The sequence below is a fragment of the Pseudomonas sp. CCC3.1 genome (assembly GCF_034347405.1).
Taxonomy (GTDB): Bacteria; Pseudomonadota; Gammaproteobacteria; order Pseudomonadales; family Pseudomonadaceae; genus Aquipseudomonas.
This window is the reverse complement of the sequence record NZ_CP133778.1, coordinates 3,362,632-3,387,550: the sequence shown is the minus strand read 5'-3', so window position 1 is coordinate 3,387,550 and position 24,919 is coordinate 3,362,632. Positions and strand designations below refer to the sequence as shown.

Below are 24,919 nucleotides of genomic sequence, written 5' to 3'. Positions count from 1 at the left end.
AAACTCAACCTTGTCCTTGACTTAGCTTCGATAGGTGCGTAAATTTCGCGGCCTCAACGAAGCAAAGGGTGATTAGCTCAGCTGGGAGAGCATCTGCCTTACAAGCAGAGGGTCGGCGGTTCGATCCCGTCATCACCCACCACTTCTTGAGTTTCTCGAAAGAGAAGGTCGCTTTTAACGAAGCTACCAACCGACGCGCAGCGGTAGTTCAGTCGGTTAGAATACCGGCCTGTCACGCCGGGGGTCGCGGGTTCGAGTCCCGTCCGCTGCGCCATATTTGTACAAGTCAGGTTCGCCTGGCTTGCGATTGAAAAGCACCGAAGCTCTTCGATCACAGGTTTAAAAGTTTCAAACGGACGCAAGTCCGAGCGATACGCAGCGGTAGTTCAGTCGGTTAGAATACCGGCCTGTCACGCCGGGGGTCGCGGGTTCGAGTCCCGTCCGCTGCGCCATATTTGCTTCAGAGCCCTTGAACTCTCTGAAGCTACAAAGAAAGCGACCTGAGGGTCGCTTTTTTTGTGCCTGCGATTCAAACAGATCGCAGCCTTCGGCAGCTCCGGTGTGCACACATAACGCCCTGTAGCCGCTGCCGAAGACTGAGGCTGCGAGGGATTGCGAAGCGATCCCGGACGGCTGTCCTGCGGCCCGCATCGCAGCCTCGTACCTCGTCAGCGGCTACAAGCCTGCTCACGCACCAAAAGCGTTGCCACATTTCATCCAATCAAACTGCGCGCTTAAATCACGAACTGATGCACAATACGCCCCGTTCCGTTCTCTTCAGGATTTTCAATGCCCATGTCATTCCCCTTGCGTACCGTGGTAGTGGCCCTTTTGCTGGCCGGCCTCGCAGGTTGTTCGTCGAAGAAGACAGCGATTTACGAACATGAAAACTTCGACGACTCAGGCACGTTCTCGCGTAACTACCCGGTTACCGATAAGGCTTCTTGCGAAGCCGCGCGTCGGGCATTGCTCAGTCAGGGCTACATCATCACCAGTAACGATCCCAAACTGATCAGCGGCCACAAGAGCTTTCAGCAAACCGGCGAGAGCCATCTGGAGATCAGTTTTAACGTGGTGTGTGCCGATGACGGCGGTTCAGCGCACCACGCGACCATGTTTGCCAACGCGCTGCAAGACCGTTACGCATTGAAGAAGGTCAATAACTCGGCAAGCCTGGGGGTCGGTGTGCTGGGGTCGGTGTCGATGCCAATTGGCTCGTCTGACGATTCAATGGTCAAGGTGGCCAGCGAAACGGTGTCGTCCCCCGAGTTCTACGATCGCTTTTTCTCTCTGGTCGAAGTGTTCTTGCCCAAAGAAGTGAAAAAAGCCGCCCATATTGAAGAAAAGCCCAAGGCTGACCTGGGCGTGCCAGAGCCGGTCGCCGCCAAGCCTCAGGTAGCGCCTGCCGTTATCCCGGTCACGCCAGTACCTGCCGCCGCGCCTGTCGTTGAGCCGACGACGACTGAGCATGAAGCTTCCAAGCCGGTCGTGCCGCCAGTAGACGCGCCAGCCATCGTGCCGGTTGACGTTCAGGTAGCTCCGACGCCTGTTGTGCCACCTGTTGTGCCCGATGCGCCCGCTGTGCCATCTCTCACGACACCGGCCACGACACCCGCGGTGACATCGCCTGCAGCTTCGCCCGCCGCCGAGAAAAAGTCTGAGGCAGCCACCCCTGAGACAGAACCGGCCACGACCCCGGAGACTGACTCGGCAATTACCCCTGTACCGGCTGTTGTAGAGCCTGTGTCGCCAAAATAAAGGGTTGCGCTAAATTTCTGCGGTCTGCTACGTTTAAAGTCAGTGCTGGAAGTGCTCGTGAAGGTGTCATTGAACCTTCATGCGGGCGCCTTAAGCTCATACCCAGCGCCACTCAGGCATGACGTGAACCAACAGACTTAAAGAGGATGCAGCCATGGATGACTATCAAGAAGAACTGCTCGAGTATCAGGCCTCGGAGTTAGACCCTCTAGAGCCTGCTGACGACGCAACTGAGCTTTGATTCAGGCCAATTGACGCTGGCGACGACGGAACTCTCCTGGAGTCTGCGCGTTCCAGCGCTTGAAGGCTCTCTGAAACGCCTCGGCTGAGGCAAACCCCAACAGATAGGCAATCTCGCCAAAGGCCAACTCCGTGTCGCGGATATAGGTCATGGCCAGGTCTCGCCGCGTGTCATTGAGAATCGCGCGAAACTGCGTGCCTTCTTCTGCCAGCTTGCGACGCAAGGTCCAGGTCGGCAACTTCAGACGTGCCGCCACTTCTTCCAGGTCGGGCTCTCGACCGCCATTGAGCAAAGGCCCCAGCAATTGCGTAATGCGCTCGCGCAGGCTGCGGGTGCGGGTCAGTTGTTCCAGTTCGCGTTCGCACACTTGCAACAGGCAAGCCCAGGTGCTCGGGCAATGCACGGGGTTGCGCAGATCCAGCGCCGCGTGGTTGAGACGCAACTGGTTGGTTTCTGCCCGGAAATTGATGGGCACTCGGCTCAGTGGGCTGTAGTGCTCGGAATACTCAGGCTCGCTGAACTCGATGTCGATCTGTTCGCAGCGCAAGGGTTGGGCGGCCACTGACGACAACTGTTGCAGCCAGCCAGCAATGATCGAGTCCACCACAAAGCGGTTGTAGGCGTTGTACGGGCTGATGGAGTAAAAGCGCAGCCAGGCGCCCTGAGCGTCTTCGTGCAGGCTCGATTGGCCGCGATAGTTTGAACCATACAGCGGCTCAAAACGGATTAACGTGCGCGCCGCTTCGCGCACAGTTGGCGCCTGGGCTGCAGTGACACCTGCCAGCCCCGCCTGAGGCAAGCGACTCAATTGGCCCATGCGCAACCCCAGCGCCGAATCACCCGTCAGCGCGATTGCCGCATGCCCCAAGCGCATGTAGCGCGGGATCGATAAACGGGCCGAAGGCTGAGCGAGTCGGGCCGGGTCCAGGCCGTATTGGGCCAGCAAGGGCAGGGGATCTTGCCCATAACTGCGCACGGCGTCCGCCAGGCATTCAACAAAACCGACAGAAAGGTCGCCCAGACGCATCGGCAGCGGCTTCACGGCGTTACAGCCACACGTTCAGCAGTTGTGCGCCGGTGCCGTACGTGTCGGCACTGGTTTGACCGTTGCGGCTGATAAAACCACGTCCGGCACTGCGTTTGTCCCAAAACTTGCCGCGCAAGAACACGGTCACACCCGCTTCGGCAGTGCTGCTGGGCACGCTACTGATCAGTGTCAGGCGATGCCAGGCTTCACCTTCGGTGACTTCACCGGGTTTGAGGCTGATTTCGCTGGGCGTCGAAACGCTCTTGTAGCCGCCCCAAGGTTGTTCCCACGTGTTCTTGCCCATGATGAAGGCGGGCACGGCAATCAACTGCGCGCCTTTCTCATTCAGGGCTTGATAGTTCTCGGGGTACCAGCTGTCGCTGCCGATCAAGATCCCCAGCCGTCCGGCCGGGGTATCGACCACATTCAACTGGTGGTCCGGGCTGGGTTGGATATAACTCTGTTCTTCGTAAGTGGGCAGTAACTGACGCTGAGGAAGGCCAAGCAGTGCGCCGTCGCGGCCAAACACCAGGCTGCTGTTGTACAGCGGCCCGCTGCCCGGCAACAACTTGCCGTTTTCAATGCGCGGGTCGGGCAGGGCGATACTGCCTGCCACCAGCGTGACCCCGAACTCTTTGGCCAGGCCGCCAAACAGGCTTTGGTAATCACTCGCCATGTGCCGGGCTTTCATGCGCAGGTGAGCATCGTTGGTCCGGTTGTCACCGTCTGCGCGCAACCAGGCATTGGCGAAGGCCAGCGGGTTGCTCAGTGCCAGCATGCGCATGGCTTCATTCAAATTGGCGGCCTGGTACAGCTCGTTTTTTTCGCCGCGAAACATCAGCCAGGTGCCGATGTGCTCAGGCAGGACCACAATGGTTTTGTCGTTGAGCAGCCCGTCATTGCGGGCACTGTTCAGGTAGGCGGACAGCTTTAAACGCACCAGCGCCAGGCTTTGGAAATCACGCGGTGACAGATCGGGTTCGATGCCCAGCAAGTTGCCACGACCCTGATCCGCGCCATCGTTGACGGCCAGTTGGATACGCAGATCAGACAAGTAGTGACCGACCTCGCGATGTTCAGCCCAGTACCCATAACCAGCGGCGCAAGCGACAAGAGCGATCAGTAGGGTGCAGCCAAATAATTTACGCATGAGAAATAAAGCGGTAACCGTGGGCAGAATTCGAGGACTAGGGTAGGTCGCCGGGCAGGGCTTGCCAAGAGGGGGTGCTCATTTAGGTTATTAATTTGTAAGTTTGAGTCATTGAGTACGTCACATAGGGCCTTTACTGTGCCAGGCATAAACGACGGGGAGCCAAAGAGCCCTCGCGTTCCGTGATATTGCCTGTTCCGGAGCATCCTGATGACCGCCACTCACTACCCGCATTTAATGGCCCCGCTGGATTTGGGTTTTACCACCTTGCGCAACCGCAGCCTCATGGGCTCGATGCACACGGGGCTTGAAGAACAGCCCGGAGGCTTTGAACGCATGGCTGCCTATTTTGCCGAACGGGCAAAAGGCGGTGTCGGGCTGATGGTGACAGGCGGCATTGCGCCCAACGATGAAGGCGGCGTGTACAGCGGTGCGGCCAAACTGAGCACGCCTGAAGAAGCGGAAAAACACCGGGTGGTGACCCGCGCCGTGCACGATGCGGGCGGCAAGATCTGCCTGCAGATCCTTCACGCCGGGCGCTATGCCTACAGCCCGCGTCAAGTGGCGCCTAGCGCGATTCAGGCACCGATCAACCCCTTCACCCCCAAAGAACTGGACGAAGCGGGCATCGAGAAGCAGATCAGCGACTTCGTGACCTGCGCCCAACTGTCGCAAAGCGCCGGTTATGACGGCGTTGAGATCATGGGCTCCGAAGGTTATTTCATTAACCAGTTCCTTGCCGCGCAAACCAACCATCGCACCGACCGCTGGGGGGGCAGCTATGAAAACCGCATGCGTCTGCCGATTGAAATCGTGCGCCGGGTGCGTGAAGCGGTGGGCCCGAACTTCATTATTATTTATCGCCTGTCGATGCTCGATCTGGTGGCAGGTGGCAGCGTCTGGGATGAAATCGTGCAACTGGCCAAGGCCGTGGAGCAGGCTGGCGCGACCTTGATCAACACCGGCATTGGCTGGCACGAAGCGCGTATTCCGACCATTGCCACCAAAGTGCCACGTGGTGCCTTCAGCAAAGTCACGGCCAAGCTGCGCGGTTCGGTCAATGTGCCGCTGATCACCACCAACCGCATCAACACCCCGGAAATCGCCGAGCAGATTCTGGCCGAGGGCGACGCCGACATGGTGTCCATGGCGCGGCCATTTCTGGCGGATCCTGAGTTCGTCAACAAGGCGGCGGCTGGGCGCAGCGATGAAATCAACACCTGCATCGGCTGTAACCAGGCGTGTCTGGACCACACCTTTGGCGGCAAACTGACCAGTTGCCTGGTTAACCCGCGCGCCTGCCATGAAACGGTGCTCAACTACCTGCCGACCCTCGCCGTGAAGAAAATCGCCGTGGTCGGCGCCGGGCCTGCCGGGCTATCGGCGGCGACGGTGGCGGCTGAGCGTGGGCATCAGGTCACGCTGTTTGATTCGGCCAGTGAGATTGGCGGCCAGTTCAACGTCGCCAAGCGCGTGCCGGGCAAGGAAGAGTTCTTCGAAACCCTGCGTTACTTCAAGCGCAAGCTGCAAACCACGGGCGTTGAGCTGCGCCTCAATACTCGGGTGGACGTGCAGCAACTGGTGGCGGGCGAGTTTGACGAAATCATCCTGGCTACTGGTATTGCGCCGCGAACCCCGGCGATCCCGGGTATCGACAACCCTAAGGTGCTGAGCTACCTGGACGTGATCCTTGGGCGCAAGCCGGTGGGAGCCAGCGTCGCCGTCATCGGTGCGGGCGGCATCGGTTTTGACGTGTCCGAGTTCCTGGTGCAACAGGGCGTGGCCACCAGCCAGGACCGCGAAGCCTTCTGGCGCGAGTGGGGCATCGATACCCACCTCGAAGCCCGTGGCGGCGTGGCCGGCATCAAGCCTGAAGTGCATGCGCCAGCGCGGCAGGTGTTTTTGTTGCAGCGTAAAAAGAGCAAGGTGGGAGACGGACTGGGTAAAACCACCGGCTGGATCCATCGCACCGGCTTGAAAAACAAGCACGTGCAAATGCTCAACAGCGTTGAATACCTGAGCATCGACAATGACGGATTGCACATCCGTATTGGCGAAGGCGAGCCGCAGTTGCTGGCAGTCGACAACATCGTCATTTGCGCCGGTCAAGACCCGCTGCGCGAACTGCAAGATGGCCTGCTGGCTGCCGGGCAGAACGTGCACTTGATTGGCGGCGCCGATGTCGCGGCTGAACTGGATGCCAAGCGCGCGATCAACCAGGGCTCGCGATTGGCTGCCGAGTTGTAAACCACCGCCAAAACTGTAGGAGCGAGCTTGTCTCGCGATCTGTTGATCTTGAAAGTCAAAGATCGCGAGACAAGCTCGCTCCTACACGGGTGTGCGGGGCGGGCTCAGGGTCATGTGCTCGGCCAAAAAATCCACAAACACGCGCAATTTAGGCAGCAGATGGCGGCTGCTGGGCCATAGCACCGAAAATCGGCCATGGGCGGTGATGTGCTCGTCCAATACCGCCATTAACTGATTGCTCTGCAATGCCTGACGCACCGCAAAGTCCGGCACATAAGCGAGACCAAAACCGGCTACAGCCGCGCTGATCAGCGCTTCAAGGTTGTTGAACACCAGTGGGTTCGAGCGTTTCCAGAGGCTGTCGTCATCAGCGCCAGTGAACGCCCATTCCTGCAATTGGCCGTTGCTGGGGAATCGATAGCGCAAGCACACATGCTGTTTCAGGTCCTGAGGTTCGCCAGGCTTGCCCAGCCGCGCAAAGTAATCAGGTGCACCGACCAGCACAAAGTGGAAGGCGCCCAGCGGTCTGCTCTTGAGTCGCGAATCGGCAAAGTCACCGCTGCGGATCACTGCATCCATCCCTTCCCCAATCACATCGACCATGCGGTCGCTGAAGTCCATGTCCAGTTCGATCTCCGGGTAGAGACGGGTGAACTCGCCCAGAATCGGTAGCAGCATCCGATAACCAATCGCTGGCAGGCTCACGCGTAAACGGCCGCGCGGCGCCTCGCGTGACGACGTCAACTCGGCTTCAGCTTCCTCCAGGTCATCGATGATTCGGCTGCAACGCTCAAAAAATAGCGTGCCTTCTTCGGTCAGGCTCAGGCGCCGGGTACTGCGATTGAACAGCCGCACCCCCAGCCCGTCTTCCAGGCGGGCCACGCTCTTGCCGACCGCCGACGCGGAGATGCCCAGCCGTTCGGCTGCCGCCACATAACTGCCCAATCTGGCGGCGGTCACGAATGCATTCAGGCCACTCAAGCTTTCCATGGGCCACCTTTATTCAGGAGTTTTAGTCGTGTTAGAGCGGATTTATAGCCTGTTTTTCGCCGAATGAATCGCTTTTATCCTTGTTTAACCCTCTTTCTCTGCACGCCTGGAGCCTTATTCATGAGTTTTCATTCCACACCGAGCAGGTCCGCAGGCTGGACGTTGCTGGCTGTTTGCACGGCCGCATTGATTCTGCCTCTGAGTTTTTCAGGCGGCGCGCTGGCGACGCCCGCCATTGGGCTCGACCTGGGCAGCGGGCCGCTGGGTATGACCTGGATCACCAATGCCTTTATGTTGAGCTTTGGCAGCTTGCTGATGGCCGCAGGCACCCTGGCAGATCGTTATGGGCGCAAACGCATGTTTATCTTTGGCGTCGCAGGCTTTGTGCTGGCGTCTCTGGCCCTGGGGCTGGCCCCGACGATCGTTTGGTTCGACGGGCTGCGGGCGGTACAGGGCGTGGCCGCAGCGGCTGCTCTGGCGGGCGGGAGTGCGGCGCTGGCCAATACCTTTGAAGGGCGCAGCCGGACCCGGGCCTTTAGCCTGTTGGGCACCAGTTTTGGTGTCGGCCTGGCGCTGGGGCCGATCCTGGCCGGGGTCTTGATCGAACACATTGGCTGGCGCGCGGTGTTTGTCTCGGGTGCGCTCATCGGTGGGCTGGCCTTGTTGATGGCCATCGCGATGATGCAAGAGTCCAAAGATCCGCAGGCCAGCGAACTGGACTGGAAGGGCACCTTGAGCTTCACGGCCGCGCTGGTGCTCTTCACCTGGGGCATTCTGCTGGTGCCCGGCAGTGGCTGGAGCAGCACCCCGGTGCTCGGCATGTTGTTCGGTGCATGGGTGTGCGTGGCGGTATTTGTGCGGATTGAACGGCAGGCATCGCGGCCGATGCTTGAGCTTTCATTGTTTCGTTACCCGCGTTTCGTCGGCGTGCAGTTACTGCCGATTGCGACCTGCTTTTGTTTTGTCGTGCTGCTGGTGTTGCTGCCGGTACGCTTGATTAGCATCGAAGGGCGCAGTGCAACGGAGACCGGGCTGCTGATGATCGCCTTGTCTGCGCCGATGCTGATCGTGCCTTACCTGGCCGGTGTGCTGACCCACTGGGCCTCGGCGCGGGTTTTGTCAGCCGCGGGCTTGATGATCGCGGCGGCCGGGTTGTTGCTGTTGAGCCAAGTGGGGATCAACCGGCCGTCAATTGAGTTGATCGTGCCGCTGCTGGTGATCGGCACCGGTACCGGTTTGCCGTGGGGTTTGATGGACGGGCTGTCGGTCAGCGTCGTGCCCAAGGAGCGTGCGGGCATGGCGACAGGCATCTTCGGTACCACGCGTGTAGCAGGTGAGGGGATCTCACTGGCCATTGTCAGTGCGCTGCTGGCGGTATTGATTCAAAGCCATTTGCCGCGCTCAAGCGCGGGGGCGGCGCAATACCTGGCGGCGGGTGACATGAGCCAGGCTGCGGGTTTGGCTCAGGGGCTTAATCAGGACGTACTGAGCGCCGCCTACCTGCACGCATTTCAGGCGCTGTTTTATGGGCTGGCAGCCCTGACCGTGGCGGTTGCACTGTTGATCCTGTGGTTTCTGCGTGAACACCCCGTAGTCGCTGCCGCAGGCTGCGAAGGAGTGCGTAGCACTCCGTTTCCTTGAAATCCTCGCGCAAGTCCTCGTAGCCTGCGGCAGCGGCTACAGTGGATCAGTGCACGATCTGCGCTAAAAACGCCTTGGCCCGCGGGCTTTTCGGGGCGTTGAAGAAGTCTTCGGGCGGCGAGTCTTCGATGATCATGCCGCCGTCCAGAAACAACACCCGCTCCGCCACCTGACGAGCAAAGCCCATTTCGTGGGTGACGCAGAGCATGGTCATGCCGCTGCCGGCCAGTTTGACCATCACGTCCAGTACTTCGCTGACCATTTCCGGGTCCAGCGCTGAGGTCGGCTCATCGAACAGCATGATTTTGGGTTCCATGCACAACGCCCGGGCGATGGCCACGCGCTGCTGTTGGCCGCCTGACAGTTGGCTCGGGTATTTGTCCGCCTGGCTGGCAATGCCGACCTTTTCCAGAAAGTGCTGCGCCAGTTCCACAGCTTTTTTGCGCGGCAACCCGCGTACCGACATTGGCGCCAGAATGCAGTTATCGAGCACGCTCATGTGCGGGAACAGGTTGAAATGCTGGAACACCATGCCGATTTCGCTGCGCACTTTGGCGGCTTCTCGGCTGGCTTCTGACAGGTCAGTGTTGTTGACCAGAATCCTGCCTTTCTCGGCGATTTCCAGGCGGTTGATGCAGCGAATCAAGGTCGATTTGCCCGAGCCGGATGGGCCGCAGAGCACGATGCGCTCGCCTTCACGCACTTTAAGGTCGATGCCTTTAAGGACATGAAACGCGCTGTAGTATTTGTTCAGCCCAGCGATGTCCACCACCACCTTGCGGGTGTCTGTCTCGGGCGACACGGGGTTATGAACGTAAGCAGGTTGAGCGTGCATAATGTGTCTCCAGAGATCAGTAAAAGCGCTCGGCGCTGTAGGGCGTAGGGTCGGTGAACGGGAATTCGCCCGTCATCATTTCGGCTAACAGGCGCCCGCAGACCGGGCCCAGGGTCAGGCCGTGATGCGCGTGGCCAAAGTTGAACCACAAGCCTTTGTGGTGACTGGCCGGGCCAATCACCGGGCACATGTCCGGCAGGCACGGGCGGCGGCCTAGCCAGGGCTCGGCATCGACGCGCGGACCCAGCGGGTACAGACGCTGAGCACGCTCTTCGCAGCGGCGCAGCTGGATTTCGTTGATCGGGTCATCACTGTCAGCGAATTCGATTCCGGTGGTCAGGCGAATACCACCCACCATCGGCGCCAACACATAACCGCCGACCGAATCGAGAATCGGGTGTTGCATGGTGTGACCGTCTTTGGCGGCGTAGTGCATGTGGTAGCCGCGTTTGATCGCCAGTGGAATCCGATAGCCCAATGGTTCGAAAATTTCCCGCGCCTGCGGGCCGAGTGCTACCACCGCTTCATGGGCGATGATCAACCCTTTTTGGCTCTCAACCTGCCATTGCCCGGCGGTTGCCCGCAGGCTTGTGGCATCGCCAATGACAAACGTGCCGCCGCGCTTGATAAACAGTGCAGCGTAACCACGGGTCAGGCCGCCTGGATCGCTGACGGTTTTTGGGTCCAGCCAATGAATACCGCCCAGCACATCGCCGTGCAGGCCCGGCTCCAGCGCGTGCACTTGCTGTTGATCGAGCACTCGGTAGTTGAGCTTGAATTCGGTCAGGGCTGCCGCATCGCGCTGGGCTTTGTCGAAGTCAGCCGGAGTGCGATACACCTCGATCCAGCCGCTGTCCTGAATCAAACCGGTCATGCCGGCGGGTTCTGCCAGCAGATCGTGTTCGCTGACGCATTTTTCAATCAGCGGCAGCATGGCCTGGGTGGCTTTGGCCAAGCCCTTGCTGCTGGATTGCTGCCAGTATTTCATCAGCCACGGCCCGGCTTTAGGCAGGTGCTTGAGGCTGTAGCGCACGTCGGGTTGCTGATTGAGCCCGTAACGCAGCAGCCGCGAGATTTCACGCGGGAACGAGTAAGGAATAACGCTGGCGCGCTCGATCAGCCCGGCGTTGCCATGGCTGGTGCCGCTGCCGGGCTGGTCGCGGTCGAGCAACACCACGTTGCGTCCGCGGGCCTGAAGTTGCAACGCGGTACTGACGCCGACAATGCCGGCGCCCAGAACGAGAGTGTCGCAATGCATACAAAAATCCTTAAAACGAGGGCCGTTTTAACAGCCCGAAAAAGTGGGCTTACTGCACATGGCGGCTGAGGCGGCCTTCGATATATTTCAGGCTGCGGCGCACGACCTCGACGATCAGCAGGTAGAGCACGGCGGCCCACAGATACACCTGGAAGTCGAAACTGCGGGAGAAGGCCATTTTGGTCACGCCCATCAGGTCGTAAATGGTCACCAGAGAGGCGATGGCGCTGGCCTTGATCATCAAAATCAGCTCGTTGCCCAGTGGGCCGATGGCCACCAGCAGCGATTGCGGCAGGACGACTTTGCGAAAGGTGGTCCAGCGTGACAGGTTCAGTGCCTTGCAGGCTTCACGTTGGCCTTGAGCCACAGACAGGATGCTGCCGCGCAGAATTTCAGCTTGATACGCCGCCGTGTTGAGGGTGAAGGCCAGCAGGGTGCAGAACCATGCATCGCGGAAGAACCACCACAAGCCGATGTCTTGCCAAAAACCTTTGAACGAGCCGAGGCCGTAATACAGTAAAAACAACTGAGCCAGCAGCGGCGAGCCGCGAAAGAAGTAAACATAAGCGCCGGTAAAGCTGCGTAAAAATCGGTTGTTGGACAATCGTCCCAAGGCAATCAGCAGGCCGAGCAGCGCGCCGAGGGTGAAGGAAATCGCCACCAGCTTGCCCGTGACCAGCAGCCCGTCGATAAAGCGCGGGCCGTAGCGCTCCAGCAGGTCAGGGTTGAGAAACATGTTCTGCAGATCCGCCAGGCTCATGGCTGCACGCTCCGTTGGTGGCGGCTGAAGTAGCGTTCAAGGAAGGCGAACAGCCGTCCGGAAATGGCTGAGAAAAACAGGTAGCCCAGGCACGCGACGCTGTAGAACAGCATCGGGTCTTTGGTCACGCTGACCGCCAGGTTGGTCTGGCGCATCAGGTCCACCAGGGAAATGGTCGACACCAGCGAGGTGTCCTTGAGCAACGACAACCAGTTGTTCGATAGACCGGGCAGGGCGATGCGCGCCAACTGCGGCAGCACCACCTTGCGAAAGGTGGTGAATTTGCTCAGGCCCAGCGCCGAGGCGGCTTCGAACTGCCCTTTGGGGATGGTCTTGAACGCACCCAGCCAGATTTCGCTGGAAAAGGCGGCAAACACCAGGCTAAAAGCCACCATCGCAGCGACAAAGGTATTGATCGTTACCTGAGCGTCATAGCCCATCATGGCGAGCAACTTTTGCGCGGCGATCTGGCAGCCGTAATAAATGATCAGCAGCGTCAGCAATTCAGGCAAGCCACGGAACACCGTGGAAAAGGTGGTTGCCCACGCCCGCACCCAGCGGTTTTTCGAGCGTGCCGCTGCGGCCACGGCCAGCCCCAGGGGCAAACCGATGGGCAGGCAGCTCAAGGCCAGTGCAATGGTCACCATGGCCCCGGCCAGTAGCGCCGAGCCCCAGCCGCCACTGGCGAAAGAAAGAAGTGAGAGTTGGTCGAGCATGCTCGAGTCCCCGGTCAAAAAAAGGCGAAATTCAGCCGCTGCGCACACGAGATGCGCAGGGCCGGGTCATTGGCAGGGAAGCCCTCAAACGAGGGCGGGCGACTCAGTAAATGTCGAAGTCGAAGTATTTGCTGCTGATCTTTTTGTAGGTGCCGTCGGCGACGATTTCGTCCAGCGCCTTGTTAAAGCGCTCGCGCAGCACGTTATCGCTCTGGCGCACGGCAATCGCCGCGTCGGCATTGGTGCCGTTGACGTCGCCGATGATCTTGCAGCAGTCGTCGCTGGCCTTGTTGATCCAGTCCAGCAGCGGGAATTTGTCGGCGATCACCGCATCGACGCGGCCGTTTTTCAGCTCGGCATTGGCCTCGTCCAGGGTCGGGTAGAGGTTGAGCTTGGCCCCGGCTTTCTCGTAGTGATCTTCGGCGTAGATGCCTTGGGTCGCTGCTCCCTGGGCGCCAATGGTGCGGCCCTTGAAGTTGATCTGCGCATCGGTGATGTCAGAGTCTTTGGGCACGGCGATCGACAGCGGGGTGCGGTAGTAGTGATTGGTGAACGCGATCTTCTTTTTGCGTTCATCGGTCACGATCATCGACGCGACAATGGCATCGTATTTTTTCGCCATCAGGCCGGGGATGATGCCGTCCCAATCCTGGGCGACGATCTTGCATTGTGCGTTCATGCGTTCGCACAGGGCATTGGTGATGTCGACGTCAAAGCCGGACACTGTGCCGTCGGAATTGGTGGTGTTAAAGGGAGGGTAGGCGCCTTCGGTGGCGATAGTCAGCGTGTCGGCGTGAGCGTTGGCGGCAACGGCGGCCACCAGGGCGCATGCACTTGCAAAGCGAATGACGTATTTCATCTAGCACCTCGTTTTATTGTTTTGATCCGGGTGAGGATGTGTAACCCACGAACTCATTGTGTAAGGTCGCGGTTGCCTCAAGACGCTTCTCGACGTCAGGCCCCAGTTGTTTGCACACTTCGTTGATCAGCAGGTGCACCAGCGACAGCATGGCTGCGGTGGATTCCCAGAACAGATTGAATTCGGTCGGTACGCGAAACACTTCATCGGCGCACTGCTCGGCCCAGTCGCAGAAGGTATCGGTCACCAGCGTGACGGGAATGCCTGCTTCACGGGCCTTGCGGCACAGTTGCTGGGCGTGGCGCGAATAACGGCGGGCTTCGAACACCACCAGTGCGCAATCTTGCGCCGGGCACAGCAGCACGTCGGCGTAATGCCCGGCGGCGCCATCGACCAATTGCACGCCATCGCGCAGGTATTGCAGCAAATGCACCATGGAGGCGGCGATCCCGCGCTCGGTCTGGAAACCTGCCACAAACACTTTGCGCCGCGTGGCCAGGCGCTGACTGACGGTTTGCCATTCGGGCGTCAGGCTGTATTCGTACACCTTGACCAAGGCTGCGACTTCCAGCTCAAAACTGCGCGGCAAGGCCTGCGGGCTTTGGCTCGATTGCTGTCGAAATTCTTGCAGGCGATCACCGACCAGCCACGGGCCATCGCCGAGGTCGTCTTTGAGATCGTTTTTGAGTTCTTTGAAGTGGCTGTAACCCAGCGAGCGGCAGAAGCGCCCAACACTGGACTCGCTGACACCCAGCTTGCCGGCAATGTCGGCGGCGGTCTGAAACGGCAGTTCGTAGAGGTTCGCCAGCATGTAACTGGCAATCGCCCGACCCGAAGGCGCGGCGGTTGACAGACTGCTTTCAAGGCGTTGTTTAATCGACTGGCTCACGGCTGCTTCCTGTTCTTGTTTCAGCACGATGCAGAAAGTGAATGTTTTCTGTCATTAAGTCAAGAATTGACAGATAACTGTCATAGCAGGATAGTTGGCCACGCCGTTGCACATCGACAATAACAACTAAACCGGAGCGCAGAATGTCCCAGCCCGTTACCTCCACATCGGCCACAGAATCGCTGTCTCTCAGCGAACTGAGCGCTTTGCTGCAACAGATTTTCGAGCGTCATGGCACCTCCAAGGCCGTGGCACAGGTACTGGCCGACAACTGCGCCCGGGCTCAGCGCGATGGTTCCTACAGCCACGGGGTGTTCCGTATTCCGGGGTATCTGGCGTCGTTGGCGAGCAACTGGGTGGATGGCCAGGCCATCCCGCAGGTCGAAGACGTGGCGTCGGGTTTTATCCGCGTGGATGCGGCCAATGGTTTTGCCCAACCGGCACTGGCCGCGGCGCGTGAGCTGTTGGTCGAAAAAGCCCGCAGTGCCGGGATCGCGGTGCTGGCGATCCGCAACTCTCACCACTTTGCAGCCTTGTGGCCCGATGTAGAGCCGTTCGCCGAAGAAGGCCTGGTGGCCTTGAGCGTGGTCAACAGCATGACGTGCGTGGTGCCACATGGGGCGCAAAAACCGTTGTTCGGCACCAACCCGATTGCCTTTGCTGCGCCGCGTGCTGACGGCAACCCGATCGTATTCGACCTGGCCACCAGCGCCATTGCCCATGGCGACGTGCAAATCGCAGCCCGCAAAGGCCACTTATTGCCTGCGGGCATGGGCGTCGACAAACACGGCGAGCCGACCGAAAACCCGAAAGAAATCCTCGACGGGGGGGCCTTGCTGCCGTTTGGTGGTCACAAAGGGTCGGCCTTGTCGATGATGGTCGAATTGCTGGCGGCGGCGCTGACAGGCGGCAATTTCTCGTTCGAATTCGACTGGAAGAAACACCCCGGCGCGCAAACCCCATGGACAGGCCAATTGCTGATCGTCATCGACCCGAGCAAATCGGGCGGCAACAGCTTCGCCCAGCGCAGTGGCGAGCTGGTACGCCAGATGCACGCCGTGGGCCTTGAACGCATGCCGGGTGATCGGCGCTTTATCGAACGCGCCAAGTCATTGGAGGCAGGCATCCCGTTGGGCGTTGAAGAATTGGCCAAGCTGCGCGCGCTGGCGTAATGGTTCGCGAACTCGTAGCAGCTGCCGAGCCTGAGAGGCTGCGTCCGCTTGGTGCGGCACCCCGACGCAGCCGTCGTAAAATCATGCACTGCGGTGTGTCAGTTAAACCCTGCACTTAGGATTTACGATCGCTTCGCAATCGGACGTAGCCTCTCAGGCTCGGCAACTGCTACGAAATCGGCTTGCTGCACACCATAGAGTCGCGTAGAGGGGGTTAGACCCGCAAAAATTGCCGGATCAAATTCGGCGTGCACCCGGTCCAGCGTTTCAGTGCGCGGCGAAAGTTGGCCGGGTCGTTGAAGTTCAAATACTCTGCCACCGCTTCGTTGCTCATGCCCTTGATCTGGTACAGGTACAGCGCCACATGCTTGCGGGCCTGGTCCTGCTGGGCCTGGAAGTGGGTGCCGTGTTTGCTCAGTTTGCGTTTGAGGGTGGCCTGGCTCATCGAAAAATGCTGCGCCACTTCTTCAAGCCCCGGCGCGCGTTGTGCGTGGTCGCGCAGGTGCACGTAAAGCCGGTCAAGCAGGCTGGCGCTGAAGCCAAGGTCGTGCAGTTGGCTTTGCGCCTGCTGGTGCGCCACTTGCCGGGCAATCGCCGAGGCAGTGGGCCAGGCATGCGTCAGGTATTCACGGGGTAAGCGCATCAGGTCGAGCTGGCAACCGAACTGGGTGTTTTCGCCCAGATGAACCCAGTACTGCTCCACATAACGCGGCTCGGGGTAGCTCAAGCAGCATTCCCACGGCAGGCGTTCGCCGCTGAGCCACTGACTCATGGCCTTGAAGGCGGTCATGCTGGCCTCTTGCACAAAACGCAGTTGCTCTTGCGCGCCGCAACTGTCGAGCCAGTACACGTAAGCGTATTTGTCATCCAGCAGCAGGCGCGGGGTCAGCAAGGGGCTGAGCAAGGCCCGATGGTGGATTACGGTTTCCAGTGCCTGATGCAGGTTCTGCGCCTGTTGCAGCGCATGGCTGGCAGGGCCGTAATGGCCCGGCAGCAAGCGCTGGCCAAACAAGAAGCTGCTGTCATCGGCGTCGAGCAAGCGCTGGGCATTGGCAATCAGACCGAAGAACTGCTGCGCACTGAGGCGGGCGCCCCCGGCCACGATGTCGTCGTAAAACAGCCCGGTCCCGCGCAGCAGTCGATGGCTGTCGATGTCTCGTGACAACGCCAGATCAATCAACGTGGCGGGTTGGTAATGCCCGGGTATAAAACGGGTGTCGGCTTCGTACCAGTGGCTGCTGAGTGTCATGCCCGTTGACTCCGTGGTGGCTTGGCGCGGGCCAAGGCCAGGTTCAGGCGCTTGAGCAGTTCATCCGGTGCTTCATCGAATGCCATCACCACCGCTGTGCTGGCAGATAAACAGACGCGCTCGCCATGTTGCCGGGTCTTATGGGCAAGGCTCTGTACCGCTTGTTGCAGCTCCAGCGCCAGCAAGCGGGCCTGACTCTCGCCTGTGTTGGGCAGCAGCACCACAAAGCGGTCGCCGGCCAGTCGGCAGAGCAGATCATGACGCCGCAGGTTGAGCAGCAGCAACTGGCTCAGAGCCTGTAACAGGGCGTCGCCTTCTGCGTGGCCGTAGTGCTGATTGATGCCCGAAAAGTCGTCAATATCCAGCGCCAGCAATGAGAGCGGTTGTTCCTGCTCGCGGCTTTGTGCCATGCATTCGCCGACCTGGTGCTTGAGGTAGTCGGCCCCGCCCAGTGGGGTCAGCTTGTCGAACAGGCGATGCTCACGAAAAACCCGTTCGCGTTTCTCCATTTGCTGATTGATGGCCTGTTGCTCGCGATGCCAGTGGTACAGGCCGATGGTCAGCACAATCATGCCGACAGGCATCGGTCCCGACTCCAGCCAGTGATCCCAGCCCAGGTGTTTGGGCAGGCGGATAAATTCGTCGAGAACGTCCATCCACCATGAAAAGAAGATGCAGCACAGGCCGATCGACAAGTAGTTGGTGACCCGGCCTGTGGGGCGGCTTTTAAGCACCAGAAACAGCCACAGCAGCACAAACAGCGCGGTGCCGCCTTCGCCGATGATGTCCAGCCATTGCCACTCGTGAAAGGCTTTGGGCGTACCGAATGCCAGGTTCAGCAGTAAGCCGATATTGGCGGCCAGCAACAGTAAACCGAGTTTCCAACGGTGGTGTTTAAGGATGTTTAGCCAAGTCATGACGGGTCTGCCCAAGCGTAATGCTGGTCAGCAGAACAGAGCGCTGTGACAGTAATGTTACAGGGTGTGAGGGTCGAATCAGCTCAGGCGTCTTGTCAAAAATCGTTGATATGAATTCTGTAGGAGCGAGCTTGCCTCGCGATCTTTTAAACAATCAAAAGATCGCGAGGCAAGCTCGCTCCTACAAGGTGTTTTGTGTGTCTGGGTCAAATCAGCTCATTTACCCCTGTGTTACCCCTCAAAAGCCTCTATTTACGGGGGTTGCGCCAAACGCTGTAACAGCACTGTCATTGAGCAGCCCTAGCGTTCGCTTCCAAGTTGTCGGGCCACTTGCCTGACCTTTAGCGCCAATTTGGGGGAGAGCAAGCATGTACAAGTGTCGGAGCAAGGCGCAGTGGGTGGGCTTCACGTTCAGTGCATTGGCGATGGCGATTGCCAGCGAACGCCTGAGCGCCGCCGAGTCATCGACCGCTGGCGTCACCGAGCACGTTGAGGTGGTTGGGCAGGCTGCCAGCTTGGACAAGGCGCTCAAGCAACAACGCAAGTCGGACAACATTGAAAGCGTGGTGCACGCCGATGGCGTGGCTCAGTTGCCAGACGCCAACGTTGCCGAAGCGGTACAGCGCTTGCCCGGCATCAGCATTGAACGCGATCAGGGCGAAGGCCGTTTCGTCAGCGTGCGGGGTCTGGGCCCGGACCTTAACAGCGTGACCATCAACGGTACGCTGGTGCCGTCTCCCGAAAGCGCACGCCGCGCCGTGGCGCTGGATGTGTTACCAGCCGAGCTGGTGCAGTCACTGTCGGTGATCAAAACCCTGACCCCGGACATGGACGCCAACTCGTTGGGCGGCACGGTTGATGTGCAAAGCCTTTCGGCCTTCGACCATGAAGGCCTGTTCTACACCGGCAGCACCCAGGCCGGTTACAACAAGAACACCCACCAGACCAGCCCTAAAGTCTCGGGCGCAATCAGTGATCGCTTCAGCCTGGGCGACGGCATCGACAACTTCGGTGTCGCGGCTGCCCTGAGCTGGAACAAGCGGGATTTCGGTTCGGACAACGTCGAAACCGGCGGTGACTGGGACTTTACCGACGGCGCCAAACTCAACAGCTTTGAACAGCGCGTGTATGACATCACCCGTGAGCGCACGGGCGGCGGGCTGAACTTTGATTACAAGCCAGACGATGACACCAAGCTGTACCTGCGCACGCTGTACAGCCGCTTCAAGGACAGCGAAATCCGCAACTCCGATGCCGTTGAGTTTTCCAACCCGCAAGCCGAAGGCGAACTGGGCAAGGCCAAGGGCAAGCGCAAACTCAAGCAGCGCGATGAAACCCAGGACATCCAGTCATACGTGTTCGGCGGCGAGCGCACCATGGGCCTCTGGACCTTGAGCGGGCAGGCCGGTTACAGCGAGTCCAGCGAAGACAGCCCGGCGGGCATTGCCGGGGCCACCTTCAAAAGCAATTCGAGCTTCTCGAACAGCGGTTTCTATGACTCCGAAAAACCGCGCCCGATCATCGGCGAAGGTTTCTATGACCCGGCCAATTACACGCTCGACAAAGTGGACGTCAAGAAAGAGAACACCAAAGACACCGAGAAGAACATCCGCCTCGATCTGGCGCGTGACTACGACGTGCAAGGGTATGCCTCGCAAGTCAAATTTGGCGGCAAGGTCAGCCGTCGCAACAAAGACAACGACACCGAGGCGTGGAGTTACAAGGACTTCTCGGCGCTGGGGTTCAGCGATGCTCAGCTTAATTTGAGCCAATTCAACAAGGGCAATCTGGATTACTCGCTCGGCCGCTACGGCCCGGGCATCAGTGCCAGTGCCATCAAGGGCTTGATTGGCGGCTTGAACCGCGATCAGTTCTATAACGAGCAAGATTCGCGGGTCAATGACTTCACCATGAGTGAAGACATCAACTCGGCCTACATGATGAACACCGTAGACATCGACGATTGGCGCTTTATCGCGGGCCTGCGTTACGAGGGCACGGAGTTCGAGGCCAAAGGCACAGGCGTGCGCGACGGCGTGTACGAGTCGCAAGACACCAAACGCGATTATCACCACTGGCTGCCGGGGCTGCATGCGCGCTATCAATTGGCGAAAAACACCCAAGTGCGTGCCGCCTGGACCAACGCGGTGGTACGCCCGACGTTCGGCCAACTGGCGCCCGGTTTTGTGATCGAAGATGACGTGGCCGAGTTCGGCAACCCGAATCTCAAGCCGCTGGAGTCGAGCAACTTCGACTTGGGCATTGAGCACTTCATGGGGCAGGCCGGTACGGTGTCGGCGTTCCTCTTCTACAAAGACATTAAAAACTTCGTCTACAACAATGACCTGGCTGGCACCGGCGCATGGACTGACTTCACCGAGGCGCATTCTTACGCTAACGGCGACAGCGCCAAGCTCTACGGCCTGGAACTGGCCTACTCGCAGAAATTCGATTGGCTGCCAGCACCCTGGAACGGCGTGATTCTGGGCGCGAACACCACGTTCAGTCGCTCCAACGCCAGCATCAAAGGCTACGACGCGGCCAGCGGAACCACGATCAAGCGCGACATCGACTTGCCGAGCCAGTCCAACACGGTTGGCAACCTGATGCTCGGCTGGGAAGACGACAAACTCAGCGTACGCCTGTCGGCCAACTACAAATCGGACTACCTGTACGAGCTGTCCGGGATCAACGACAAGGCTCACGACACGTACGTCGGTTCTCAGACGTTTGTTGACTTCAGCGCCCGTTACTCGCTGACCAAAAACCTGCAAGTCACCTTTGATGCGCAGAACCTGACCGATCAGCCGTACTTCGTTTACAGCGGCAACAGCCGCTACAACAACCAGTACGAAGAGTACGGCCCGACCTACTCAGTAGGGCTGACCTTCACCCATTTCTAATCTCGACCTAAAACGCGCACGTAGCAGTTGCCGAAGGCTACGTCCGGCGACGAAGTCGTCGTAAATCGGTTATCGCGGACGTCCAGATAGAACGGGTTCTCGGGATTTACGATCGCTTCGCAATCGGACGCAGCCTCCGGCAGCTGCTACGGGTTTGTGTGCACCTTAATGAAGACTTCAACGGGCTGTATAACCATGATTCTTTTGTTCAAACGCAAACCCCGGCTGTTGCCTTTGCTCGCGTGTCTGGCCGCAGGCGGCGTGCAGGCTGAAATCAATGCTCCAACCCTGCAACCCTGGGGCGCGACCAAGGCGCAGGCGCTGAGCTACTTGCCGACTGGGGCAGGCGACGATCGCCTGGCCGTGAGCAAGCGTGACGGGCTGCTGTTGCTCGACCCGCAAGGCAAGACCCTGAGCCAGGTGGCGGGCTCGTTCTCGGGTCTGGACAGCCGCGCCCTGGGTGACCAGGTGCTGGTCGCCAGTCACGACAAGAACAAACAGCAAGTTGCCCTGTTCAGCCTGGACCCGAAAACCCGTGAATGGCAGGCGCCGATGTACCTGCCAACGCGTGACTATGCGGTTAACGGGGTGTGTCTGTACCGCGATCCAGCGAGCAATGTGTACCTGTTTACGGTGGGCGAAGAAGGCAAGGGCGAGCAATGGCTGGTCGCCGCTGACAATAAACGCCTGGCCACACCGCACAGGGTGCGCAGCCTGCCGTTGCCGCCCGAAGCGAAGTTTTGCCAAGTGGATGATGCGGCGCAGCAGTTGTTCGTCAACGAACAGAATGTCGGCTGGTGGGCGTACCCGGCCCACGCCGAAGCGGATGCCTCGCGCTTGCCGGTGGCCATCGTCGAGCCGTTCGGTAACGTGAAAAAAGCCGCTGGCGCCATGGCTCTGGTGCCGGGTGGGATGCTTGGGCTTGATCCCGAGGCCGGGCAATTGAACCTCTATCAACAACAAGGCAAGCATTGGTCGCCGGTTGCCAGCCTGGCGCTTAAGGGCGTCACAGAGCCTGAGCATCTGGCGCTGCGTGAAACCCCTAAAGGGCTTGAAGTGTTGGTGCAAGACGGCGCCAGCAATCGCCTGTTTGAAGGCACGCTGGACTGGAAAGCCACGCCGGTAGACCTGCCGCCCGTATTGCCGGTGGTAAAACCCATTGTGCAAACCGACATCGTCATGAGTCAGGGCGATGCGGCGGATGATCCGGCCATTTGGGTTCACCCCAAAAATCCGTCGTTGAGCCGCGTGTTGGGCACCAACAAGCAGCAAGGGCTTGAGGTCTACGACTTGCAGGGCAAGCGCGTGCAGCATTTGCCGGTCGGACGCCTGAACAACGTCGACGTGCGTCCGGGCTTTGCCTTGGGGGCGAACACCGTTGACCTGGCGGTGGCGACCAATCGCGATCACAACAGCCTGAGCGTGTTCAGCATTGATCGTGCGACAGGCGTGTTGAAAACCGTGGGTGAGATTGCCACGCCAGTCAAAGACATCTACGGGCTGTGCCTGTTCAAGGCGCCGACGGGTGAGATCTACAGCTTCGCCAACGACAAGGACGGCACTTTTTTGCAGCATCGTCTGTTTGCCAAAGGTGACCGTGTAGAGGGCGAACTGGTGCGCCAGTTCAAGGTTGAGACCCAGCCTGAAGGCTGCGTAGCCGATGACCAACGTCAGCGCCTGTTTATAGGTGAAGAAGACGTTGCTGTGTGGGCGGTCGATGCGCGTCCCGACCAGCCGGCAACCCTGACCAGCGTGATCAAGGTCGGCGACCCGGTGCATGACGACATTGAAGGGCTGGCGCTGTATCAGACTGAAAAAGACAACTACCTGGTGATCTCCAGCCAAGGCAATGACAGCTACGTGGTGGTCGATGCCGAGCCGCCGTTTGCCCTGCGTGGAGCCTTTCGGGTGGGTGTAAATGCTGAGGCCGGGATTGATGGCGCCTCGGAAACCGACGGCCTTGAAGTGACCTCGGCCAACCTCGGCGGCCCTTGGAGCAAAGGCATGCTGGTGGTGCAGGACGGCCGCAAGCGCATGCCCGAACAAGCCCAGAACTTCAAATACATCCCGTGGAGTGACGTGGCCAAGGCGTTGCACTTGCCATAACCCAGTCACACGGATGTGCCTCTAATCAATAAACGTGGGTGCTGCGCAACGCTGCCATTGTTTAAAAGATCGCAGCCTGCGGCAGCACTCACGCGCAATCCAACAGGAGTTACAACATGCAAGCAACCATGGAACACATGACCATCTGGGGTCTGATCAGCGAAGCCAGCCTGCTGGTACAAGGCGTGATGCTGATTCTGCTCGCCGCCTCGTTGCTGAGCTGGTTTCTGATTATTCGTCGCAGTGCCATTCTGCGCCGCAGTGAGCATGACATCGACAGCTTCACCCAGCGTTTTCGAACCCAGGGTGACCTGAGCGCGTTGTATCGCGAAACCCGCGATTCGAGCCAAGAAGACGCGGGTGCCGAACAGGTGTTTGTCGCGGCCTACAGCGAATACTCGCAACTCAAACAACAGCCGGGGATTGATGCCGACGGCGTGATGCAAGGCATCGAGCGCTCACTGTATGTGGCCATCAGCGAACAGGAAGTGCGCCTGGAAAAAGGCCTGCAATTTCTCGCCACCGTGGGTTCGGTGAGCCCGTACATAGGCCTGTTTGGCACCGTGTGGGGGATCATGAACTCCTTTATCGGCTTGTCGCAGGTGCAACAGGCCACGCTGTCGACGGTCGCACCGGGCATTGCTGAAGCCCTGATCGCCACGGCCATCGGCTTGTTTGCCGCGATTCCGGCAGTCATCGCCTATAACCGCTTCTCGGCCCGTGGCCAAACCTTGCTGACCCGCTATTACAGCCTCGGCAACGAAGTCCAGATGCGCCTGTACCGTGGTTTGCACGCGGGTTCGCGGAACATGGCTGCGGCTGCTTAAGGGAGTTTGAAGATGCTCGCTCGACCACAACGCAAACACGGGCCGAAGGCCGAAATGAACGTAGTGCCTTACATCGACGTGATGTTGGTGCTGCTGGTGATCTTTATGGTGACCGCGCCGATGCTGACGCAAGGCGTGAAGATCGACCTGCCCAAAGTCGCCAGTGAAGCGTTGGCCAATGACACCCAGCAGAAAATCCTCACCCTGTCGGTCAAGGCCGAGGGAGGGTACTACTGGAACCTGGGCAGCGAACTGGACACCAAAAACCAGACTGACAGCGCCGTCAGTCTTGAAGAACTGCAAGCCAAGATTGCCCAGGTGGTCGCACACGATGGCGATACTCAGGTCTACATTCGCGCCGACAACGAGGCCGGTTATGGCAGCGTGGTCAAGGCCATGGCCGCCTTGCAGCAAGGTGGCGTGACCAACCTGGGGCTGGTGACAGAGGCCCCGCAATGAGTGCCGCGGTGATGCACGCCCCGCGAGTGGCCGCGCAGCCTGTGCCATGGACCAAACTGTGGCGCAACAGCCAAGCGGTGGCGGTCACAGTTGCCTTGCACAGCGCGGTGATTGCCTTTTTGGTGCTGGGGTGGAGCGTGGAGCACGAAATGGCCGTTCCCGCGCCGTCGACCCTGAAAACCCGGCTGGTCATGATGCCTGCCGAACCTGTGGCTGCGCCGCCCGAGCCAGCACCGATGCCTGTGGTGGATGCGCCGCCGGTGGTTGCAAAACCCGAAGTGGTCAAGCCGGACCCGCAGATACAGGCCCGCAAGCTGGAACAGGCCGCGCTGGCGCACAAGCGGGTAGAAGAGCAGAAGCAACTCAAGGAAGCGCAGCAAAAGGTCGCCCGGCAACAGGCCGAACAGGCTGAGATGCAACGTCAGCAAGCGCAGGCCGAAGCGGCGGCGCAGCAAGCCCGCGTGGCGGCTGATAACGCCCGGCGTGCCCAGCAGGCAGCTGCGGCGGCGGACGTGCGTCAATACTTGCCGATCAGCAAAGAAGCCCCCGACTACCCGCAGCGCGCGTTGGATAAAGGCATAGAAGGCGACTGCACGGTTGAGTACTCGGTCACCCCGCAGGGCAAGGTCGACAGCCCCAAAGTGGTTGGCGAGTGCCACCCGGCGTTTATCCGGCCTTCCTTGGTGGCAGCAGCGACATTCCGCTACCAGCCGCGCATGGTTGATGGTCAGGCCGTGACGGTGCCGGGGGTGCGTAATACCTTTCACTACAAAATCCGCTAACACCGAGCACTTGTAGGAGCGAGCTTGCCTCGCGATCTTTTGATCTTTAAAAGCAAAAGATCGCGAGGCAAGCTCGCTCCTACAGTTTTGCTGTGTGCATCCAATAAACAGCTGACAAGCATCAACGCTAAAC

General features: G+C 59.5%; 19 protein-coding genes, 3 tRNA genes and 1 pseudogene. 12 read left to right on the top strand and 11 right to left on the bottom strand.

Annotation, left to right across the window (positions count from 1 at the left end; all coding sequences use genetic code 11):
* Positions 1-66: 66 nt before the first annotated feature.
* From RHM56_RS14935 to RHM56_RS14920, 4 genes are all read left to right on the top strand, one after another.
* A tRNA-Val gene (locus tag RHM56_RS14935) sits at positions 67-142 on the top strand.
* Between the two features lie 55 nt (positions 143-197).
* Positions 198-274: transfer RNA gene (locus RHM56_RS14930), tRNA-Asp, on the top strand.
* A 101-nt stretch (positions 275-375) separates the two neighbouring features.
* Positions 376-452, top strand: a tRNA-Asp gene (locus RHM56_RS14925).
* Between the two features lie 337 nt (positions 453-789).
* Positions 790-1,758 carry a DUF2242 domain-containing protein gene (locus RHM56_RS14920; protein ID WP_322233374.1) on the top strand — a complete coding sequence of 323 codons (969 nt, stop codon included), beginning with the start codon at positions 790-792 and terminating at the stop codon, positions 1,756-1,758.
* Between the two features lie 186 nt (positions 1,759-1,944).
* Here the strand turns inward: RHM56_RS14920 and RHM56_RS14915 are convergent.
* Positions 1,945-3,041 (bottom strand): annotated as a pseudogene (locus RHM56_RS14915) (AraC family transcriptional regulator).
* Between the two features lie 4 nt (positions 3,042-3,045).
* Complete coding sequence (locus tag RHM56_RS14910; RefSeq protein ID WP_322233372.1) at positions 3,046-4,176, bottom strand: carbon-nitrogen hydrolase family protein; 1,131 nt, start codon at positions 4,174-4,176, stop codon at positions 3,046-3,048.
* Between the two features lie 210 nt (positions 4,177-4,386).
* Here RHM56_RS14910 and RHM56_RS14905 point away from each other — a divergent pair, with 210 nt between their 5' ends.
* A complete protein-coding gene (locus RHM56_RS14905; RefSeq protein WP_322233370.1) occupies positions 4,387-6,423 on the top strand; it encodes an NADPH-dependent 2,4-dienoyl-CoA reductase in 2,037 nt (678 codons plus the stop codon).
* A gap of 81 nt (positions 6,424-6,504) precedes the next feature.
* On the opposite strand, the gene RHM56_RS14900 is transcribed toward RHM56_RS14905, so the two are convergent.
* Complete coding sequence (locus tag RHM56_RS14900) at positions 6,505-7,413, bottom strand: LysR family transcriptional regulator (RefSeq protein ID WP_322233368.1); 909 nt, start codon at positions 7,411-7,413, stop codon at positions 6,505-6,507.
* A 120-nt stretch (positions 7,414-7,533) separates the two neighbouring features.
* On the opposite strand from RHM56_RS14900, the gene RHM56_RS14895 reads away from it, so the two are divergent.
* Entirely contained in the window at positions 7,534-9,054 is a 1,521-nt protein-coding gene (locus RHM56_RS14895) for an MFS transporter (RefSeq protein WP_322233366.1), read from the top strand.
* Between the two features lie 46 nt (positions 9,055-9,100).
* Here the strand turns inward: RHM56_RS14895 and RHM56_RS14890 are convergent, their stop codons facing one another.
* The 6 genes from RHM56_RS14890 to RHM56_RS14865 all read right to left on the bottom strand — a co-directional run bounded on the left by RHM56_RS14890 (position 9,101) and on the right by RHM56_RS14865 (position 14,371).
* Positions 9,101-9,889, bottom strand: coding sequence for an amino acid ABC transporter ATP-binding protein (locus RHM56_RS14890; protein ID WP_416194857.1), 789 nt, complete (start codon positions 9,887-9,889; stop codon positions 9,101-9,103).
* 16 nt (positions 9,890-9,905) lie between these two features.
* Positions 9,906-11,147 carry an FAD-dependent oxidoreductase gene (locus RHM56_RS14885; RefSeq protein WP_322233364.1) on the bottom strand — a complete coding sequence of 414 codons (1,242 nt, stop codon included), beginning with the start codon at positions 11,145-11,147 and terminating at the stop codon, positions 9,906-9,908.
* 49 nt (positions 11,148-11,196) lie between these two features.
* A complete protein-coding gene (locus tag RHM56_RS14880) occupies positions 11,197-11,907 on the bottom strand; it encodes an ABC transporter permease subunit (RefSeq protein WP_322233362.1) in 711 nt (236 codons plus the stop codon).
* Positions 11,904-12,623, bottom strand: coding sequence for an ABC transporter permease subunit (locus tag RHM56_RS14875; protein WP_322233360.1), 720 nt, complete (start codon positions 12,621-12,623; stop codon positions 11,904-11,906). The genes RHM56_RS14880 and RHM56_RS14875 overlap by 4 nt, the downstream gene beginning before the upstream one ends.
* A 103-nt stretch (positions 12,624-12,726) precedes the next feature.
* Positions 12,727-13,482 (bottom strand): transporter substrate-binding domain-containing protein, encoded by a 756-nt coding sequence (locus RHM56_RS14870; RefSeq protein ID WP_322233358.1) that lies wholly within the window; start codon positions 13,480-13,482, stop codon positions 12,727-12,729.
* A 13-nt stretch (positions 13,483-13,495) separates the two neighbouring features.
* Positions 13,496-14,371 carry a MurR/RpiR family transcriptional regulator gene (locus tag RHM56_RS14865; protein WP_322233356.1) on the bottom strand — a complete coding sequence of 292 codons (876 nt, stop codon included), beginning with the start codon at positions 14,369-14,371 and terminating at the stop codon, positions 13,496-13,498.
* A gap of 143 nt (positions 14,372-14,514) precedes the next feature.
* On the opposite strand from RHM56_RS14865, the gene RHM56_RS14860 reads away from it, so the two are divergent.
* Positions 14,515-15,543, top strand: coding sequence for an Ldh family oxidoreductase (locus RHM56_RS14860; RefSeq protein WP_322233354.1), 1,029 nt, complete (start codon positions 14,515-14,517; stop codon positions 15,541-15,543).
* Positions 15,544-15,757: 214 nt separating this feature from the next.
* On the opposite strand, the gene RHM56_RS14855 is transcribed toward RHM56_RS14860, so the two are convergent.
* Together RHM56_RS14855 and RHM56_RS14850 are read right to left on the bottom strand one after the other, a co-directional pair.
* Positions 15,758-16,792 (bottom strand): AraC family transcriptional regulator, encoded by a 1,035-nt coding sequence (locus RHM56_RS14855; protein ID WP_322233352.1) that lies wholly within the window; start codon positions 16,790-16,792, stop codon positions 15,758-15,760.
* Positions 16,789-17,709: a GGDEF domain-containing protein gene (locus tag RHM56_RS14850; RefSeq protein WP_322233350.1), complete on the bottom strand. Its 921-nt coding sequence runs from the start codon at positions 17,707-17,709 to the stop codon at positions 16,789-16,791. The genes RHM56_RS14855 and RHM56_RS14850 overlap by 4 nt, the downstream gene beginning before the upstream one ends.
* A 368-nt stretch (positions 17,710-18,077) precedes the next feature.
* Here RHM56_RS14850 and RHM56_RS14845 point away from each other — a divergent pair, with 368 nt between their 5' ends.
* The 5 genes from RHM56_RS14845 (at position 18,078) to RHM56_RS14825 (ending at position 24,786) form a co-directional block, all read left to right on the top strand.
* Positions 18,078-20,612, top strand: a complete 2,535-nt coding sequence (locus RHM56_RS14845; RefSeq protein ID WP_322233349.1) for a TonB-dependent receptor — start codon at positions 18,078-18,080, stop codon at positions 20,610-20,612.
* A 195-nt stretch (positions 20,613-20,807) separates the two neighbouring features.
* Positions 20,808-22,718 (top strand): phytase, encoded by a 1,911-nt coding sequence (locus RHM56_RS14840; RefSeq protein ID WP_322233347.1) that lies wholly within the window; start codon positions 20,808-20,810, stop codon positions 22,716-22,718.
* Between the two features lie 116 nt (positions 22,719-22,834).
* Positions 22,835-23,545, top strand: a complete 711-nt coding sequence (gene tolQ, locus RHM56_RS14835) for a protein TolQ (protein WP_322233345.1) — start codon at positions 22,835-22,837, stop codon at positions 23,543-23,545.
* Positions 23,546-23,557: 12 nt separating this feature from the next.
* Positions 23,558-24,004 (top strand): protein TolR, encoded by a 447-nt coding sequence (tolR, locus tag RHM56_RS14830; protein WP_322233343.1) that lies wholly within the window; start codon positions 23,558-23,560, stop codon positions 24,002-24,004.
* Complete coding sequence (locus tag RHM56_RS14825) at positions 24,001-24,786, top strand: TonB family protein (protein WP_322233340.1); 786 nt, start codon at positions 24,001-24,003, stop codon at positions 24,784-24,786. Before tolR ends, RHM56_RS14825 begins: the two co-directional genes overlap by 4 nt.
* Positions 24,787-24,919: the final 133 nt, after the last annotated feature.

Excerpts from the sequence above, each read along its gene's own strand:
- RHM56_RS14920 (WP_322233374.1), top strand. The coding sequence starts at position 790 with ATGCCCATGTCATTCCCCTTGCGTACCGTGGTAGTGGCCCTTTTGCTG.
- RHM56_RS14910 (WP_322233372.1), bottom strand. The coding sequence starts at position 4,176 with ATGCGTAAATTATTTGGCTGCACCCTACTGATCGCTCTTGTCGCTTGC.
- RHM56_RS14905 (WP_322233370.1), top strand. The coding sequence starts at position 4,387 with ATGACCGCCACTCACTACCCGCATTTAATGGCCCCGCTGGATTTGGGT.
- RHM56_RS14900 (WP_322233368.1), bottom strand. The coding sequence starts at position 7,413 with ATGGAAAGCTTGAGTGGCCTGAATGCATTCGTGACCGCCGCCAGATTG.
- RHM56_RS14895 (WP_322233366.1), top strand. The coding sequence starts at position 7,534 with ATGAGTTTTCATTCCACACCGAGCAGGTCCGCAGGCTGGACGTTGCTG.
- RHM56_RS14890 (WP_416194857.1), bottom strand. The coding sequence starts at position 9,889 with ATGCACGCTCAACCTGCTTACGTTCATAACCCCGTGTCGCCCGAGACA.
- RHM56_RS14885 (WP_322233364.1), bottom strand. The coding sequence starts at position 11,147 with ATGCATTGCGACACTCTCGTTCTGGGCGCCGGCATTGTCGGCGTCAGT.
- RHM56_RS14880 (WP_322233362.1), bottom strand. The coding sequence starts at position 11,907 with ATGAGCCTGGCGGATCTGCAGAACATGTTTCTCAACCCTGACCTGCTG.
- RHM56_RS14875 (WP_322233360.1), bottom strand. The coding sequence starts at position 12,623 with ATGCTCGACCAACTCTCACTTCTTTCTTTCGCCAGTGGCGGCTGGGGC.
- RHM56_RS14870 (WP_322233358.1), bottom strand. The coding sequence starts at position 13,482 with ATGAAATACGTCATTCGCTTTGCAAGTGCATGCGCCCTGGTGGCCGCC.
- RHM56_RS14860 (WP_322233354.1), top strand. The coding sequence starts at position 14,515 with ATGTCCCAGCCCGTTACCTCCACATCGGCCACAGAATCGCTGTCTCTC.
- RHM56_RS14855 (WP_322233352.1), bottom strand. The coding sequence starts at position 16,792 with ATGACACTCAGCAGCCACTGGTACGAAGCCGACACCCGTTTTATACCC.
- RHM56_RS14850 (WP_322233350.1), bottom strand. The coding sequence starts at position 17,709 with ATGACTTGGCTAAACATCCTTAAACACCACCGTTGGAAACTCGGTTTA.
- RHM56_RS14845 (WP_322233349.1), top strand. The coding sequence starts at position 18,078 with ATGTACAAGTGTCGGAGCAAGGCGCAGTGGGTGGGCTTCACGTTCAGT.
- RHM56_RS14840 (WP_322233347.1), top strand. The coding sequence starts at position 20,808 with ATGATTCTTTTGTTCAAACGCAAACCCCGGCTGTTGCCTTTGCTCGCG.
- tolQ (WP_322233345.1), top strand. The coding sequence starts at position 22,835 with ATGCAAGCAACCATGGAACACATGACCATCTGGGGTCTGATCAGCGAA.
- tolR (WP_322233343.1), top strand. The coding sequence starts at position 23,558 with ATGCTCGCTCGACCACAACGCAAACACGGGCCGAAGGCCGAAATGAAC.
- RHM56_RS14825 (WP_322233340.1), top strand. The coding sequence starts at position 24,001 with ATGAGTGCCGCGGTGATGCACGCCCCGCGAGTGGCCGCGCAGCCTGTG.